The 18,477-nt window shown below is 38.8% G+C and carries 11 protein-coding genes and 3 tRNA genes; 6 read left to right on the forward strand and 8 right to left on the reverse strand.

Features of this window, described 5'->3' with window-relative positions; all coding sequences use genetic code 11:
• Nucleotides 1–3: 3 nt before the first annotated feature.
• From CBW18_RS19115 to CBW18_RS19125, 3 genes are all read left to right on the forward strand, one after another.
• Nucleotides 4–1,494: a RagB/SusD family nutrient uptake outer membrane protein gene (locus tag CBW18_RS19115; protein ID WP_088302975.1), complete on the forward strand. Its 1,491-nt coding sequence runs from the start codon at nt 4–6 to the stop codon at nt 1,492–1,494.
• A gap of 177 nt (nt 1,495–1,671) precedes the next feature.
• Nucleotides 1,672–4,056 (forward strand): zinc-dependent metalloprotease, encoded by a 2,385-nt coding sequence (locus tag CBW18_RS19120; protein ID WP_172406584.1) that lies wholly within the window; start codon nt 1,672–1,674, stop codon nt 4,054–4,056.
• 89 nt (nt 4,057–4,145) lie between these two features.
• Nucleotides 4,146–5,246, forward strand: a complete 1,101-nt coding sequence (locus CBW18_RS19125; RefSeq protein ID WP_088302977.1) for a redoxin domain-containing protein — start codon at nt 4,146–4,148, stop codon at nt 5,244–5,246.
• 1,224 nt (nt 5,247–6,470) lie between these two features.
• On the opposite strand, the gene rocF is transcribed toward CBW18_RS19125, so the two are convergent.
• Together rocF and rocD are read right to left on the reverse strand one after the other, a co-directional pair.
• Nucleotides 6,471–7,427 carry an arginase gene (gene rocF / locus CBW18_RS19130; protein ID WP_088302978.1) on the reverse strand — a complete coding sequence of 319 codons (957 nt, stop codon included), beginning with the start codon at nt 7,425–7,427 and terminating at the stop codon, nt 6,471–6,473.
• A 2-nt stretch (nt 7,428–7,429) separates the two neighbouring features.
• Nucleotides 7,430–8,671, reverse strand: a complete 1,242-nt coding sequence (gene rocD, locus CBW18_RS19135) for an ornithine--oxo-acid transaminase (protein ID WP_088302979.1) — start codon at nt 8,669–8,671, stop codon at nt 7,430–7,432.
• Between the two features lie 124 nt (nt 8,672–8,795).
• Here rocD and CBW18_RS19140 point away from each other — a divergent pair, with 124 nt between their 5' ends.
• Nucleotides 8,796–9,248, forward strand: a complete 453-nt coding sequence (locus tag CBW18_RS19140) for an Lrp/AsnC family transcriptional regulator (protein WP_088302980.1) — start codon at nt 8,796–8,798, stop codon at nt 9,246–9,248.
• A gap of 290 nt (nt 9,249–9,538) precedes the next feature.
• On the opposite strand, the gene CBW18_RS21705 is transcribed toward CBW18_RS19140, so the two are convergent.
• Nucleotides 9,539–9,901 carry a peroxiredoxin family protein gene (locus CBW18_RS21705; protein WP_371566985.1) on the reverse strand — a complete coding sequence of 121 codons (363 nt, stop codon included), beginning with the start codon at nt 9,899–9,901 and terminating at the stop codon, nt 9,539–9,541.
• 369 nt (nt 9,902–10,270) lie between these two features.
• On the opposite strand from CBW18_RS21705, the gene CBW18_RS21905 reads away from it, so the two are divergent.
• Nucleotides 10,271–10,456, forward strand: coding sequence for a GMC oxidoreductase (locus CBW18_RS21905; protein WP_371566987.1), 186 nt, complete (start codon nt 10,271–10,273; stop codon nt 10,454–10,456).
• A gap of 250 nt (nt 10,457–10,706) precedes the next feature.
• Here CBW18_RS21905 and CBW18_RS19155 read toward each other — a convergent pair whose 3' ends face one another.
• The 5 genes from CBW18_RS19155 to CBW18_RS19180 all read right to left on the reverse strand — a co-directional run bounded on the left by CBW18_RS19155 (nt 10,707) and on the right by CBW18_RS19180 (nt 17,368).
• Nucleotides 10,707–13,055: an alpha-L-rhamnosidase C-terminal domain-containing protein gene (locus CBW18_RS19155; protein WP_216359272.1), complete on the reverse strand. Its 2,349-nt coding sequence runs from the start codon at nt 13,053–13,055 to the stop codon at nt 10,707–10,709.
• 1,838 nt (nt 13,056–14,893) lie between these two features.
• A tRNA-Pro gene (locus CBW18_RS19165) sits at nt 14,894–14,967 on the reverse strand.
• Between the two features lie 53 nt (nt 14,968–15,020).
• A tRNA-Pro gene (locus CBW18_RS19170) sits at nt 15,021–15,094 on the reverse strand.
• A 99-nt stretch (nt 15,095–15,193) separates the two neighbouring features.
• Nucleotides 15,194–15,280, reverse strand: a tRNA-Ser gene (locus CBW18_RS19175).
• Between the two features lie 81 nt (nt 15,281–15,361).
• Nucleotides 15,362–17,368 (reverse strand): HD family phosphohydrolase, encoded by a 2,007-nt coding sequence (locus CBW18_RS19180; protein WP_088303027.1) that lies wholly within the window; start codon nt 17,366–17,368, stop codon nt 15,362–15,364.
• Between the two features lie 190 nt (nt 17,369–17,558).
• On the opposite strand from CBW18_RS19180, the gene CBW18_RS19185 reads away from it, so the two are divergent.
• Nucleotides 17,559–18,416 (forward strand): SPFH domain-containing protein, encoded by an 858-nt coding sequence (locus CBW18_RS19185; protein WP_088303028.1) that lies wholly within the window; start codon nt 17,559–17,561, stop codon nt 18,414–18,416.
• The last annotated feature ends 61 nt before the right edge of the window (nt 18,417–18,477 follow it).

Below are 18,477 nucleotides of genomic sequence, written 5' to 3' on the forward strand. Positions count from 1 at the left end.
CATATGAACACTTCACGAACACTTATATTCTTACTTTGGGCAGTCTTTTCGACATTCAGTTCCTGCAAAAAATTTGTTGAAGTTGCACCCCCTACTACGAATCTCACGCAAGGTAATGTGTATACAAATGACCTGACCGCGTCAGCTGCTTTAACCGGTATTTATGTCAGATTGAGCCAGGATAACCTCGCGGTTTTTCAACCAAAATTATCCAATATATCTCTTCATTGTGGTCTCGCGGCAGATGAACTGACTTTATTCGATATGGGAAACACTGATCTGCTCTCCTATTACAGGAATGACCTGACACCTCGTGTTTCTCAGAATAACAATCATTGGTATAACATCTATACACTCATTTATCAGGTTAATTCAGCACTTGAAGGCTTAACCAAATCAACATCGCTTTCAGCAAAGGTTAAAGATCAACTGATTGGCGAAAGTTACTTTTTGCGGGCTTTCTTTTATTTTTATTTAATAAACCTTTATGGCGACGTTCCCTTGTCACTTCAAACAGACTACCAAACAAACTTATTGTTGAAACGTACTCCAGTCTCAGAAGTGTATAAAGCAATTATTGAAGACCTTAAAAATGCTGAAAAACTGTTGAGCAGTAATTACTTAACCGCTGATGTTTTACGCCCTTATCCGGCTGGATCAGAAGAGAGGGTTAGGCCAAATAAATTTGCCGCTGCTGCACTATTGGCGAGGGCATATTTGTATGCTGGTGATTACACCAATGCGCAAACAGAGTCAAGCAAGGTTATAGAAAATAGCCAATATGAATTGGTTAATCTTAACAATGTGTTTTTAAAGAACAGCCGGGAAACCATTTGGCAACTACAAACGGTTGGTATTGGCGTTAATTCAAATACCGGAGAAGGTCAGATGTATGTCCTACCAGACAGTGGTCCGAGCGTCAATGATCCGTATTACCCAGTTTACTTAAATGAAGCATTGGTTCAGGATTTTGATAACGGTGATCTAAGGAAAACAAATTGGATTGGGATGGTTGAAGATAATTCATCTGGCAAAGTTTATTATTTTCCTAATAAATACAAGATCGGCCGTACCAATAATGTACCCATTGAATATTTTATGGTGCTTCGTTTAGCAGAGCAATACCTGATCAGGGCAGAAGCAAAAATAATGCAAAATAATTTGTCTGGCGGTATAATGGATTTAAACTTAATCCGTGCCCGGGCAACTGACTCCACTCAACCAATAGATGAGCAGTTACCTCAGCTTTCATCTTCATTAAGCCAGCCTGAAGCCCTCAATGCGGTTGTGCATGAACGTCGCATTGAGTTGTTCTCAGAATGGGGGCACCGCTGGATGGATCTGAAAAGAATGAAAATTGCAGACCAGATCATGCCCGCAGCTACAGCTAAAAAAGGAGGTGTTTGGAAGACCACAGGTTCCCTGTTCCCAATACCTGAAAAGGAGATTAACAAAAGCCCGAATTTACCGGGTCACCAGAATCCGGGGTACTAGAGGTTTATATATACTTATTTTATGAAAGCTTATTTATCATTTTTATTGCTATCCATCCTAATTTCGTTTGGCGGATTTGCGCAATCAAATGAAAATATTAAGAAGAACGCTCAAGTTGATTCGGGATTTGCAAGTGATTCTTTATCTGAAAAGCCTTTGCAGTTTAATCGTGTCGCAATGAAGAAGCGTGTTGGATTGTTCACTGTATATACTGATCAGAATAAGACATACTTTGGCATACCAGATAGCATTCTGGGAAGGGATATCCTGGTACATAGCCGCCTGAAAAAGGGTTCTGCCGAGAAAAGACGCACCCAATCCATACGCGGCTTCGCAGGCGATCAGATTAATGAAACGGTGGTTCGTTTCGAAAAAGGGCCAAACCAGCACATATTTATTCGAGAAATGTTCTACAACGAAAGTTCAATAAATGAGCAGCAGGACATGTTTGAAAATGTGATGAACTCCAACTTGCCGCCTATAGTCATGTCCTTCCCTATTGCTCAATGTTACAATGATTCAAACCCGGCGGGCAAAAGCTCAATAATAGACATTACCGACGAAATTAATAACGACAATAACCTGTTTTTCTTTGGTAGTACGCAAAGAAAGGATTTTAAGATCGGTACATACCATGCCGAGCGGTCTTATCTTTTAGGCATAGAGACCTTTCCAATGAATACCGTGATTAAGACAGTTAAGACTTACAGTCAACTTGCTGATGCAACAGCTGATGACCAGCCAACTTTAACTTTTGAATTAAATACCTCTTTTTTTCTGTTACCTGAGATACCAATGCCTATGCGTTTCAGTAATGAACGCATAGGCTACTTTAGCCGCTCATTTACAGATTTCGATAGCAATCCTCAAGGAATTAAAGATCGTTCTATAATTTTAAGATGGAGGCTAGAGCCTAAAGAAGAAGACATTGAAGAATTTAGGAAAGGAAAGTTAGTTGAACCACAAAAGCCAATAATTATTTATATTGACCCGTCAACCCCCTCAAGGTGGGTACCGTATTTTATTCAGGCAATTGATGACTGGCAACCTGCTTTCGAAAAAGCAGGATTTAAAAATGCTATATACGGAAAGAAATCACCATCGAAGGAGGAGGATCCCAACTGGGATATCAATGACGGGCGATATTCAGTTTTACAATACAAACCCTCTTCAGAACGTAACGCCGGCGGTAATGTGATAACAGACCCGAGAAGTGGAGAAATTATCAGTGCGCATATCGATTGGTCTCATAATGTGATGAGTGCGTTACATAACATGTACTTGATTCAGACTTCAGCCATAGACCCACGTGCGAGGAAGATGAATTTTGATGATGATTTAATGGGTAGGTTAGTCAGGTATATGTGCGCACATGAAGTGGGCCATATCCTGGGTTTAACCCACAATTTTTTAGCTAGTACAGCGATTTCTACAGCGCAGTTACGGAATAAAACATGGCTAAACCAAAATAGCCTTTCTGCTTCGGTAATGGATTATTCACGTTTCAATTACGTGGCTCAACCAGAGGATAGTGTTAGCGTAAGCAGTCTTATTCCCAAGGTATCGGACTATGATATGTGGGCAATCGAGTGGGGTTATAAAATCATTCAAAACCCTAGTTCTCCGGAGCAACAGGGAGCTATCTTAAATCAATTAATCGATAAGAAGATTGCCGATAAGCGTTTTCTTTATGGAACTGAATCAAATCAGGATGATCCGAGAATGCAAGGCGGGGACATTGGAGACGATGCAATGGTTTCGAGCACCTATGGAATCGAAAACTTAAAGCGAATACTTCCAAACTTAGTCGAATGGACTAAATCAGAACCAGAAAGTGCCAATGATTTGGAAACCATCTACAAAGAATTAGTGAATCAATTTATTTTATATACCGGCCATGTTTCGAAGAACATTGGGGGCTGTTATGATTTTACCAAAGGGCAAAAAGGACCTGACGCAGTCTATAAGATTGTACCTGCCTCCGTACAGCAGCGCGCAATGAATTTTCTAAATGACCAGGTATTTGCAACACCGGAATGGATTTTAGACGATCGGATATTTAAGCTGACAGGGATTGCGCCAACAACTGTAATCGAAATTATTCAGCGCAGGGCATTGAATGATCTGTTAAACGAATCCAAGCTCAAGAAACTATTGCGATCAGCTTCGGTTGGCGGTGAATCTTTTCAAATCAGTAATATGTTCAGCAAATTACATGAAGGCATATGGAACGAGTTATCTTCAAAAGGAAGTATCTCGGTTTACCGTAGAAATTTGCAGAAAATATATGTGCAGAATATGATTGAAATTTTGCATCGCAGTTTGGGGTCATCGGAGTCATTTGAACGAATTGAGGACTGGAAAAACTTAGAAGAGGCAATAGACCCTAAAACGACAGATATCTGTTCCGTTGTAAAGGCAGATCTTTTATCCATTTCAAAAGAGATCAGGATTTCCCTGCCGGCAGTAAAAGATAGCATGACGATAATCCACCTAAAGGATGTTCTGTCTAGAATTGAGCGGCAATTAATTGATAAATCCATTAGCGATCATCGGGAATAGTGGTCGAACAGAAAATCTTTCAAAAATCTAGCGATGCGCCATAATAATCGCCCCAATTGTAAATTGTTTTAAAACTTAATAACAGAATTATGAAATCTAATAACTATTTAAAATATGCTTTTTTATTCATTTCACTCTTGTGTTTTGTAGCATATTCTTTTGAACAAAGAAATGTTCGCAATACTGAACTCTACGGAGAAATAACCGGCTTGACTGATAGCGTAATTGTGATTCAATATGATACCAATAAGGGATCCCAAAGTGACTCAATCCTCGTGAATAATGACAAATTCCATTGGGCGGGAAATATCCCCGAGCCAGAAAGGGTTAGATTCAACTCAGCTTCCTTAAGATTTTTCTTTTTTATTGAAAAAGGAAAAATGATGCTGAAAATGAATGTCAATGATGAAAAGTCTCTCACGATACAGGGATGCAACACTCAAAACGAACTAAAGCTTTTTGAGAAATCGCTTGACCCGTTAAATAAAGAGATTGATGTACTAAACACCGTTTTAGAATCATTACCCGAAGATAGTTCTAACGTGGAGTTAAGTCATAAGATAGATAATTTACTTGCCAAAAAGCAACAATTTAGAGATGAATACATTGCTAAACATCCAAACAGCTTTGTCGGTGCTGACTTTCTGATGCAAAAAGCATTGGATGGAAATGTTGCTGAGGTAAAAAACCTTTTTGTGAAATTATCTCCTGAAATGCGTCAGCGTAATATTGGAAACAAAATTAATGAGCGTATAAAAGAACTGGAAAGAAGTTCAATTGGTAGTGCCGCTATTCAATTCAGTTTAAACAACATTGAAGGAAAACCTGTTTCTTTTAGCCAGTTTAAGGGAAAATATGTTCTAATTAATTTCTGGGCCAGTTGGTGCGCGCCTTGCCGTGGAGAAAACCCCAACGTTCTAAAAGCTTATAATGCCTATAAGAATAAGAATTTTGATATTATAGGCATCTCACTCGATAGTAATAAAGAGAACTGGGAATCTGCGGTAAAAAAAGATGGCCTGCCATGGACTCAACTGTCTGACTTAAAGGGATTCAAAAACGCTGTTTCAAGTTACTATGGAATCAAATATATTCCCAGCAATCTTTTGATCTCCCCATCGGGAATAATTATAGCTAAAAATCTTAGAGATGATTTACTTCAAAAAAAATTAGCTGAAATTTTCCCATAACAATTTTCAGATTTTAGCCCTTTTCAAATATAATAAAATGCCAGATCGTGAAAATTTCAACACGCGTCTTACAATTCAATCAGTAGGATCAATTTGATTCATAACTTCAATAAAAAAAGCGGTAAACCGTCAATCCAACTGTTTACCGCTTACCTAAATTAATGCTCATATTATCCCAGGGGGATTACAGAGACCACCCAACAGGTCAACGTTTTGAAGTAAAAGCCTCTTGAAAAGAGTTTTTTTTTGTTTAAACGAGGTTTTTAGCTTAGAAAACCATTTTTTTTAACACTCCCCCTCTTCTTCTTAAGAATTTTAATGCAAGTTAGTTCAATCTAAATCAAGTAAATTGGTAACCTATTCGTTTTTCAGAAATTAGGTTACCGAATTGACACTGGTGGCTTGTATCAGTTTGATTTCAGTTTAAAAACATGTCGTTTCATTTTTAAACAAAATCTCATGAAAGTAAATTAAGATCTATCAATCCTATTTTTACTGAACCGTCAAAAGGATTCAAAAGATGGATTAGTTCCGATTTGGGTTAGAATTACCGTTAATGGAAAGCGTGATGGCTTTTCAAATCGGAGTTCTAAAGCCTACGAAATTGGATGGGCAAGCATGCCAAGACTCTCCAATATTCAGCTTTTTGCAGTTCGCAATTATTATTGATTATAAGACGTTCAACATAGTGTAATAAAAATGCCCAAGCTCTCACCGCCGGCTTTCGATAAGTCGAAAGCTCACAGTTAATATTAACCAACTAAAGAATCTTAATTTAAACGTCTAAGAGCGCCATCGTTTTTACTTTTTTAATCAGATGTCGAAATTTTTAATTAGCCTAAAAAGTTTAGTAAAAAGTTGAGGAATTTTCAAGCTCTACAGGTCTAGATTCTTTAGTTTATTTGTTTCTACATCTTTTCCAGACCCGGAAAACTTTGCTCTCATCTGGTTAACTACTTTGCTTTATATTTTCAGCGAGTTTAGCATAAAGCGCTTTAGATTCGCCCAAAGTTAAAGAAGAAATCTTCCAGCGCAACAGGTAAACAGAGAGATAGGAATTGGGATGGGTCTTTATGAACTCTATATCAATTTTTTCAACGCAAATGGAGCACGGTATCGTAAAAAAGCTATCAGCATTTTCTCTAGGAACGACAGCAAATATTCAGTTTCATAACGTAAAGATCACAGTATATTATGCCATGTTGTGAAAATGTTTTATCGGTCTTAAATTTCCAGGATCTGATTGGTAGCCCGTTCTAATATTTCAAATGCGGCCTCTGCCATTTTGTTGCCTTTTCTGTCCAGTAACGGATTTACCTCTACAACTTCCAGGCAGATAACCTTATTTGATGCCAGGATCCGATCCATTATCTCAAGAATCTCAGATATATCAAAACCTTTAGGCACGGGTGTACCTGTTCCATCCGATATTCTATCGCTGTCCATACTGTCAACATCAAACGAGATATAGATAATCTTGCAATGGTTCAATCTGTTTAATGCTTCCTGAACACATTGCTCAATGCCAAAATACCTTACCTCTTCAACTGAAAAATTTCTTATAGATTTTTGTTTTATCAGTGCCAGTTCTGCCTGCTCCATATCCCTTACACCAAAATAGACCAGGTTATCAGGAGCAATTTTTTTCTCCTTCATCCCAATTTCCTTCATTCGGTTCCATAATTCAATGGTTTCATCTTCGAGGTTGTTGACCTGATTTTCTTTATTATCTATTCCAAGTGCAGCTGCCAATGGCATCCCATGGATATTACCGGATGGGGAGGTAAATGGGGAATGAATATCTGCATGTGCATCAATCCAGACTACGCCTAAATCTTCTTCAGGCTTTGCCATCCGGATGCCACTGATGGTGCCTAGTGCAGAGGAGTGATCGCCTGACAGCACAATTGGAAACTCGTTATCCATCAATGTTACTGAAACGGCCTGGGCTACTCTTTCACATTGTTCTAGCACTTGTGCAATCCTTTTCGCAAAAGCGTTTCTGTCTTTATTGTAAATCGACTCGTTATGGGTTTTGACGTCTAAAAATGCATATTGGCTAAAATATTCGCTGCCTTTATTTATTGCTGCAATCTCAATCGCATCAATCCCCAAATCTGAACCACGTGTTCCTGCACCAATATCTGATCTGTTTTTAATCAATTTTATAACTTTTCCCATCTTTATGATTTAAAGTTTTCTAATGCTTCAGCAATAATTTTAAGGCTAATTTGCACTTCCTCTTTTGAAATAATTAACGGTGGCGCCAATCGTATTTTGTTACCTTGAGTAGGTTTGGCCAGCAATCCGCCCTCCATTAGTTTTACACAAATTTCCCATCCCATCGTCGAATGTTCATCGCAATCTATTTCAATTGCATTTAAAAGTCCTTTGCCCCGAACCTGTTTAATCATGCTGTTGCGTTTCGCTATGTCCTGCAAACCATCCCGAAAGATAACGCCCATTGAAGCCGCATTAGCGGGCATGTTTTCATCTATGATGACCTGCAAGGCAACTTCGGCTACCGCTGCTGCTAAGGGGTTACCGCCAAAGGTTGAGCCATGTTCACCAGCTTTGATGGTCAACATAATTTCATCATCAGCAAGCACGGCAGACACCGGTAAAACTCCCCCCGAAAGTGCTTTGCCAAGGATGATCATATCAGGTCTGTTTTCCAAAGTCTGAACATCGTAAGATGCCATTAAGCGACCAGTCCTGCCCATACCGGTCTGGATTTCATCCGCAATATACAATACGCCATAGTTTTTGCATATCCTGGAGACATTAGCAAGGTAGTTATCGTCTGGAATGATTACACCAGCTTCACCCTGTATAGGTTCAACCAGGAAACCGGCAATGTAAGGGTTTGACTGTAGCATCCTTTCCAGGGCATCAATATTATTGTAAGGAACCTGCACTATACCCTCTAAAAATGGACCAAAACCATCCTTCGCACTTCGGTCACTGGATCCTGAAATTATAGATATCGTTCTGCCATGAAAGTTATTGGAGGCAAATGCAATCTTTGCGTTCCCGGCTGGGATTTTCTTTTTTTGATAGGCCCACTTTCTGCACAGTTTAATCGCAGTTTCTACTGCTTCTGCGCCTGAGTTCATTAATAACACTTTATCAAACCCAAAAGTTGTCGATAATTGCTCTTCCAGATGGCCAAGTTTATTATTATAAAAAGCCCTGGAGGTCAGGGTTAACCTGCGGGCCTGGTCGATTAATGCGTCGATAATTTTTGGGTGACAATGCCCCTGGTTGACCGCAGAGTAGGCGGATAAAAAATCTAAATAACTGTTCCCTTCAACATCCCATACCTTTATTCCACTTCCTTTCTCTAAAACAACAGGTAGGGGGTGATAGTTATGCGCCCCGAATAATAATTCTTTATCGATATATGCTTTGCTGATTTCCGACATGATATATTTGGTTAGTTTATTGGTCAAAAATATTATAATTAACTATTTCAGTCAATAATAGCTTATTATTGTTTATTTTTGGTGTATTATAAATTATAATTGACTTCATTTATTCTTAAATACAGTGGTTTTAGATAAATTTGACACCGAGCTACTGAAACGCCTGGAGAAAGATGGCCGTATCGCATTCTCGACGGTAGCGTTGTCACTTGGCGTTTCCAATACGATGGTTCATCAACGATTTTCGAGATTGTTACAACGGGGTGTTTTGAGTGGGGTTAAGCCTGTATTAAATGAGAAGAAAATGGGCTTTGACTGGGGGAGTTTTACTGGCCTTACGCTGGATAAAGATTACGATTCAGCTAGGGTAATTGAAGCTTTGCGCGAGGTAGAGGAAGTAACTGAATGTTATTTTATTACCGGAAGATATACACTTTTCATAAAGATTGTGGCCCGGAATCATGAGCACATGCGCGAGGTTCTTTATAATAAAATTGATTCAATTCCCGGAATTATAAAAACAGATTCTATTATTGAGCTCGGATGTGCCTTCAAGCGAAATGTTAATATTACGTGATTATGCTTTCTTTTTATTCACAATGGCTTTAATTCGAAATCAATTTTTATTGACGTTAAAATCTGGCCTAAGTTAACGTCTAAAAAGCTGAATTTATCCGAATTAAATATGAGAAAGTAAATACTGCATACAATAATGTTCAGGTTCAGACGTATATATAATAGAGCGTTAATTTAGATAAGCGGTAAACAGTTGTATTGATTGTTTACCGCTTTTTTTTCTAAACGTAGCAAGTTTTACTCATAAAACTATAGGCTATCTTTATTTCATACGCCAAAAAAAGAGATTAATTATTTGGTTTTGCTCCCTAAAAGTTCCTGTAATTTGGTCTGTAAAGCTTCTTCTCTCAAATCCTTTGCAACAATTTTACCGCTTGAGTCAATTAAGAAATTAGCAGGAATAGAATGAATGCCGTACATTAGAGCAACTTCATTAGTCCACCCTTGCAGGTCAGAAACATGTGTCCAGGTTAATTTATCGTTTTCAACAGCTTTTTTCCACGCTTCTTTAGTCGTTTTAGTTGTTCCACCATCCAGGGAAATGCCTAAAACAGTAAAGCCTTTATCTTTAAATTTGTTGTAAGCTGCAACAACATTTGGATTTTCATGGCGACATGGTCCGCACCAGGAAGCCCAAAATCTACCAATACATATTTACCTTTAAAATCCGATAGTTTTACCGGTTTCCCATCAAGATCATTCTGCGTAAAATCCATCGCCATTACACCTACAGCAGTCTTTTTGGCTGCTTCTAAGGTTTTTAACAGATTTTTCCCTGCTTTCGTTGCTTTCAATTCAGCGCTTAAGGTTGGATAAATTGCGTCAATTTGTGTGAGCTGGTCGGAGTCGTCTGCTAATTGTGTTAAGGACATTAAGCTAACGTAAGATTTAGGATTGCTTTTAGCGAACTCCAAATAAATGGGTGTCATCTCATCAGATGCATTATGATAACGTTCCCTAATCGTTTCTCCAGAGGATCTTATCAATCTGGTCATTGACAAAGGTTTCTGTGGATACCATGCTATTTCCACTTGTAGAATGGGTACTAATGATGACGATCCGGTGGATGGAAAACTTCGCCTGAGAGGTTTTGAAGGAATCAGGATCATGGATTGCTCCATACTTCCAACTATGGTATCAGGCAATGGAAACGGTCCGATGATGGTAATGGCTTCCAGAGCAGCAGAGATCATTTTATATGATAAATAATATATAATTAGTTTATTATCTAGTTGTAAACGTCCTTCCATTTGAGGTATTCAAAATCTAACAAATGAAGGGACGTTTACTTATTACCGAAAAAGACTGTTTACTGAAATTCAGTTGACCGGATATTTCTGCCACATATACGTTTGTATTGAACAGTAGGTCTCTAGGATACCTCATTACGGATTCTTCGATTATGTCAGGGGTTGTCAAGCCTTGGGTCGATGTTACAGTAATTGGCATGCTAAAAACATCATAAAGATCTTTCCCGTTTGATCACATATTTTCCGGAAATGAGTTTGAACGTGGTGAAACGTTCTTTTTGCTGCAATTCTTCAACATTCATGTCTTTTTCATTCAGTAACTTCTTGTTCACATATACCTTCGAACCTGAGGGCAATCTTATAATGGCTGTTGTACCCATCGGAACAGTAACATTCATCCGAAAGCCATCGGCATTATTTTGAAATGAAGTACTGATCAGGCCTTTAATCGTTGGTACGGTAAGGTTTGCTGAGGTAAAAGTGGCGGGTTGAGGTGCTATCCAAAAAGTTTTATAACCGGCATCAAGTGGTTTAACGCCAAACAAATATTGTGCAATGACGATTTGAGCCCCACCACTCCAGGCATGGTTGGTTGTGCCACCTCCAAATCCATTTTCGCCTATGCCCCAACCTTCAAACAAGGTGCTATAGTTAGGATTGTTGACCATTTCTGCAAAGCGTTTTTTGGTTCTGTCCATGGCATATTTTCCCTCGCCCATAACAAACAGTGCCTCCATTACATATTTTTCCATATAGGGGCTTGCATGTAATTCTGTTTTCAACGATGATAAAATATCAGCGTATTTTGACGAATCGGCTATACCCGCGATAACCGCTAAGGCTTGCACCCGGTCATCTGTTTTTTCATTGTACAAAGGATGGCGGTAAGCGTGCCCATTCCAGCATTTATTGTATCCGGCCTTCACCCGGTCCATAACCTGCCGATAATCTGCGGCATCTTCACCATACCCAAGCACATCGGCCATTTTAGAGGCGCCATCCAAAGCAAGGTAATGCCATCCGGCCATAATCAGCCTCAAGTCTTTGTTATCGCCCCAGTCTCCCCAAAGCCAACCGCCATTACGTAAAACGGTAAGGCCGGTTTCGTCCGTTTTCCATAAATCCAGGTACTTTTTTACAGCCGGGTAAACGTCTTCTATAAGCTTGCGGTCGCCAGTGTTCATATAGTAATTCCAAAAGCCGTAATGGCCAATACTCGTAAGCATCTGGTCGGGCAGTTCCTGATTAAAATTACCCGGAATTGGCGCAAATAACTCACCTCCGGGACGCTGCCATGCCGCCAGTTCACGTATAGCTTTGCGCATCAATGCATGTGTGGAGGTTGAATAGGTATAAAAACTTTCGCCCATCAACAAAACAGCATCTCCCCACCATTGGGCACGTTCCCTGTCAGGACAATCAAAATAATTATCGCGCATGTTAAGGTATAAAGTACGCTTAGCCTTTTTCCAAAACAGGTTATAAAACTTATCACTGCAAGCAAAAGCACCCTCAGGTTCTGCATTATAGCCGGTTTCGCGATATTTAACTGATGTTATCTTAACGCCTTTCGGAACAATGAGCAGTATGTTCTCGCCGTTTAACCATCCATAAGATTCATATTTCTGAAAACCTTTTGCAGTGATATACTCCGCCCTCATATTGTCTGTGCCACCGGCTACATTATGGTCAGTATTAATTTTAATTAAATGCCCTCCTTTATCATCCAGAACCGAGATTATCGGGGTCATTTGCATATTGTACGGCAAGGCACCTACAATTGTATCTGCGCTGGCCCCCTTATGGCGTTCAAATTTAATTTCCTTTATACCAAAATCCTTCCATTGGGGTATAGGGCGTTCAACCAGTTTATTCCAGGGTGCATCGCCCGGGAGGCCAATTTTTTCTGCAGCGCTAAAGCCTTGCAATGAATTTAACGGTGCCGTTTGCCAGCCTGCAATATCCTTGCGGGCATCAAAACGAATATTTGATTCCGCAAGGCGGAAATTGGGTAAAGGGATATCTGTGTCTCCGTAAGCAGGATGAATACGGCACAACCATTTATCGTCACTATTTAATTCTGACTGCTTTGCATTCATACTAAAATAAAGCCCGGCACGCCCGCTGCCTACGTGCGAAAAACCATCTTTACCAAAGTACCAAAGTAGTACAGCAATTTGGTTTTTACCTTTTTTTAGGTAGGTCCCGAGGTTTACTTTATCGCAATAGATATCATTAGGATTAGGCCCGCGTTTTAGCCCACCTTCAAATACCACAAGTTTGCCGTTTATCCAAAGCCAATATTTGGTATCGGCAGCAATGGTAGCTAAGGCCTGTAGCGGTTTGTTTTTGATCATGATATCCCGGCGAAACGCCATCCAGGTGTTGGGTTTGTTTATCCCCTGCTGTGCTTTAGAAATCCAATAACCTGATGTTCCTTTTTCCTGTGCGAATGCCGGTTGGCTTACCATGATCAGTAGAAAAGCAATAAATAAATAATTTCTATAAACCCTGGTTATCAGTTTTTTTGATGGCGATTTTAGCTTATTTTTCTTCATATTATGATTATGGTAATTCTACGGACGAACACCCGCCGTTCATTTGATTACCGGCATGGCATTAAGAATTACTTTTTATATTTACTATTTAAAGAAACAGTAAATGTAAGTAGTATAATGGGAATGCATGTTACTTATTTCATAGCCTGCATGCTGTGCCAACTTTGGATTAAGGCGCATTTCCGTATTCGGGGTTAGAAGCAATAACCTGAATCTTTGGAAATTGTATGATTCAGCTAACGGAACAACTCCGGTTGGCTAACAATATCTTTTAGTCTAACTGCCCTATTATGAGGCAAAATGTGTTTTTATGACTTACAGAAGAAAGTTACGAACAGACTTTAAAACTGCAAAATCTTCCTTCGTTACTTAATTATTAAGTTTTTTTAAAAAAAAACTAATACTGCCTTACTTGCTATGTTTCTTCTGATTTTTTTTCCGTTCACAAGCTATTAGTATTCTTTTGACAACCATTGATTATGACTAGGCCTGATTTTTAAACGGTAATCACTTGTAATAGTTCAGAAAAACTTTTTCAACCGGTAGAGCATTAAATAACCTATTATGATTCAGATACTAAGTTTTCTCCCTGCAGCAAACAACCGTTTTTCAAAATTTAGTGGAATTCTTTCTGCACCTTTCCAACTTTCTATTAAATTTAACTAAGCCGCGAAACTTCGGAAAGCTGGCTGACCATTACCTTCAATTTTAGAAAAAACTACTAATGAATATAAGAGAATTATTTGATTATTTTAAAAAAGGAACTGGAATCCAAATCCCTCAAAACGTTGTCGAAAATTATTTGAGTGGTAAATATGATAATTCATAGTTTATCAGGCTTTTCAAACGTCAAGTTGACTCTATAGAGATAGGCTCTTATCTTGAGTTGGGTGCGGAAACGCTTGACTACAGTATTGTTAATCAGTCGGGACAAACGGTCGAGCGGAGTGGTTATGTTAATGGTCATAGAGACCCGGCGTCCAGAGTAATTTTGCTCCCGGGAGAGAAACTTCAAAAAGTAGTACGGGATGATGCTCCTTACAAAGGATGCAGTATGTGGGTCCTATTTGATACCCAAAAAACAGGTGTGAAAATGGATATGGAATTTGTATATAACAATCATAAAAAGACTGTTTATCATTATTGTCCTGATCTGTTATTGTAAATGAGCAGAAAAATATCTTCAACTACACGTACAACAATGAAAACATGGAAGTTTACACTATAACATCCGAAGATTATCTGATGGCAGTCAATTGTGGCGGAAACTGCAATTAATCTCAACCATTTTTTAAAGTGGCCTTAAAAAAGGCCATTTTTTTTACTTGTAATGTTTCAGGGTGATAAACTTACTGAAGCGTTACTTTCATCACTCACTGCACATAGAGTTTTCCATATTCATCATTTGACGAATATGGAACAGGATAAACCATGACATAAATAAGATTGATAAAAAAGGCAAAATCCTATAGGCTGTAAAAACAGGTGCTGGTATATTATGGAATAGTTGTGTTATGGTTATCATGCAGATTGATCGTCAATGAAAGAACCTAAATTCACTAGTAGTTAAATCACAAAAACTTTAGTAGATACCTTTCAATAATCATCATCCAATTCGTCAGCTAAATTAATTATGCGTTTTAAATCCAACACAAATGTGTTCGAGAAAATGTCAGTGAGGTTCACACCAAAGACTATCAAAATGTATAAAACCCTGCAATCGCAAGATTAGCAGGGTTTTTGCTTTTAGGGAATTGCCAAAAATCGCATGAATTTTTAGGATTTGACATAAAAAACAAACCCCCTAAATTTATTATTTAGAGGGTTCTTCTGTTTTGTCGGGGTGGCAGGATTCGAACCTACGACCTCCTGCTCCCAAAGCAGGCGCGATACCGGGCTACGCTACACCCCGAACTCAGGTATCACCTTTTTTGTAATCCTTTTGAAAAGTGGATTGAACTTTTGTCGGGATGGCAGGATTCGAACCTACGACCTCCTGCTCCCAAAGCAGGCGCGATACCGGGCTACGCTACATCCCGAACTTGGTATCTCCTTTTTATTTCCCTATTTCTAAGGGCTGCAAAGTAACGGTTTTAAAATGACATTTTCATTTTTTTTTATTACTTTTTTTCTTCGTGCGGTGAGGGCGGGATTCGAACCCGCGGTACCGTTACCAGTACGACAGTTTAGCAAACTGTTCCTTTCGGCCTCTCAGGCACCTCACCTTTTCAACCTTCAAATTTGTCCTACCGACCTTGTTTTGAGGTCTGCAAATATAGTAAAACAAGTTATTCTACAAAAAAAAATTATAAAACTTGTTGATAATCTATCCGCACATGATAGATACTCATCAGCATCGTCTTGAATATCAATTTGATAGTTTCAATATCTTTTAATGTCAAATCGCAGTTATCCAATTGATTTTGCTCCAATTTGTAATTAATTATCCTTTCAACGATGTCATTTATGCTCTGTGCATCCGGATTTTTGAGGCTCCTTGAGGCTGCTTCTACTGAATCTGCCAGCATCAATACACCTGTTTCCTTACTAAAAGGGATTGGTCCGGGGTAGCGGAAAATGTTTTCATCCACAAATTTTTCAGGAGAATTTTTTAAAAACGACTGATAAAAATAATCTACCCGAGTATTCCCGTGGTGGGTCCGGATAAAATCGATAATTGCTTCCGGAATTAAGTTTTTCCTTAAAATCTCAATGCCTTTGTGTACATGCTGGATAATAATCTGTGCACTCTGCTCATATGGAAGTTTATCATGCGGACTAACTGCTGTATTCTGATTTTCGATGAAGTATTGAGGGTTATCAACTTTTCCGATATCATGATATAGCGCCCCCGCCCTGACCAGCACCGAATTACCACCGATTTTAAATATAGCCGCCTCTGCCAGGTTAGCCACCTGCAAGGAGTGCTGAAAGGTACCAGGAGCTTTAAAGGCCAGCTCACGAAGTAATTTATTGTTTGTATTGGTGAGCTCAATTAGAGCGACATCAGAAGTAATTCCAAAAATACGCTCAAATAAATAGATGAGCGGATAAGCAAGAAGAGATAGCAATACACTAAAGATAAAAGGAATAAAATTTGCCCACTCAATTTCGCGGAAAGAACCTTCCCTCAATAATGCAATGCCTACAAATGAAACAAAATAAGCCAATAAAATAAATAGCGCAGACACCAGGAACCGTTCCCGCTTAACGAAATTTTTAATACTAAAAATGGCAACCATGCCTGCTGTAACCTGATAAAAAACAAACTCGAAACTATTAGCCACAAAGAAACCGGCAATTAAAATCACCAGCAAATGAAGATAGAGTGCCAGCCTGGTATCAAAAAGAATCCGGATAATAATAGGCACCACACAAAATGGAATATAATACAAACTGGGGATTTCCATTTTAATGGCCCAGGTAAGTGCCAGCAGCATGCCGGTAGTTACAATCAGGATTAAGGACAGCTGGCGGTTATCGGAGAAGATATCCCTGCGAAACAGAAAAAGAAACGACATCAGGATGGCGAGCATGAAACTCACCAGCACGACCTGCCCCAGATATACCAATGCACGGCTGCCAATGGTTTTAGTTTGCGCATCGTAGGTAGCCTTATAAGATTCAAGCTTTTGATAAATTTCTTCATCAATCACATCGTTTTTAGAAACAATCAGCTCCCCTTTCTGCACCATCCCTTTGGTAGTCGAAATATTATCAACAGTATTTTGCTGAATAATCTGGGTTAAACGCTCATCAAAAATGATATTTGGTGTAATATGGTCTTCAGCCAGGTTAGCCACCAGGTCACTCATCACCTGGTTTGGAGACTGAAAGTTATGCTTGAAATAAAGTAAGGCCGTTTCAACCGTAAACACATCCTGCGTATTTTTTTGTTTAGCTACATTATTTTCCATCAGCGAAAAATCATAGTTTTTGCCATTCGTTTGCTGCTTGGCATTTAAACTGATGATTCCACGTGTATAAATATTGTTTAGCAGGCGGTAAGATTCTGTTTTAAACCTGATCTTATCTTTTTCATCCAGTTGGGTAGATTTCCATTTAATATCAAATTCGTTTGTAAAGGCTTCCAAGGCATTCCTGCCAATGGTCTGATCATACTGGTAAACAGGCAAAACATCTTTAAGCGCTTTCTTCTTATCCGTATTTACCTGAGGATTAGTCTTGAGAATAGCGAAGCTGAACGGAGAAATTAAGTCTTTATTCATCCACACTTTGCCCTTTTCAAACTCATACCTAAACCTGGGTTGCTTAGGAAGAAACAGTGTGATAACGAACACTGTAAAAAGCATCATCACATACTTCAGGTTGGATGAATACTTACGATAAAGGATTTTATGTGAATTTTTCTTGATTTTGGCCAAAACGATCTGATTATTGTATTGTCAAAAATAGCATTTTTATCTAATATACTTTTTAATGATTTTGTTTGGTATTACCAGATTTTATAATTTACTTTATGATATCAAATTAATATCAATTATGTATCAGGAAAAAATCATTAGCCCGCCATCCGGGTATTTAACATTTGTATTATCTTTAGTATTATTGGCGGGTGCCATATTCTGCTTTTTTTCTCAGCTCTTCGTCTGGGGCAGCATCATATTAGCCGTTGATCTTTTTCTGGTTTTTCCGGGCTTTCTGATTATAAATCCTAATCAGTCGATGGTGTTAACCTTATTTGGAAAGTATATTGGCACGGTAAAAGCAGATGGTTTTTTCTGGGTGAATCCACTTACCTCCAAAAGAAAATTATCGTTAAAAGCAAATAACCTTAACGGCCAGCAATTAAAAGTGAATGATAAGTTGGGTAATCCCATTGAAATTGCTGCCGTGGTAGTGTGGAAGGTAAATGAAACGGCAAAGGCCGTTTTTGCTGTGGAAAACTACATGCAATATGTAAATATCCAAAGTGAAGCCGCCGTTAGACATCTGGCTAATATATTTCCTTATGATCATGCTGAAGGCGAAGAAACAAGCATTACTTTAAAAGATGGCGCGGAGCAGGTAAGTGAAATTTTAGAGAAAGAATTAACCGAGCGACTTTCCAGAGCAGGAATTGATGTCTTAGAAGCACGTATTTCTCACCTGGCTTATGCTCCCGAAATTGCCAGCGCTATGCTACAAAGGCAACAGGCTACAGCGGTAATTGCAGCCCGTAAATTAATTGTAGAAGGTGCTGTGGGAATGGTTGAAATGGCATTGGAAAAGTTATCAGAAAAAGGAATTGTAGAACTTGATGAAGAACGTAAAGCCGCAATGGTGAGTAATTTATTGGTGGTGCTTTGCGGCGACAGGCATGTACAACCTGTAGTTAATACAGGAACACTTTATAATTAATATGGAATTAGAGGAAAAGCAATCAGCATGGCGTCGCCTACCAGTATTTGCCTTTACAGTT

This window comes from Pedobacter sp. AJM (assembly GCF_002197755.1).
Classification (GTDB): Bacteria; Bacteroidota; Bacteroidia; order Sphingobacteriales; family Sphingobacteriaceae; genus Pedobacter.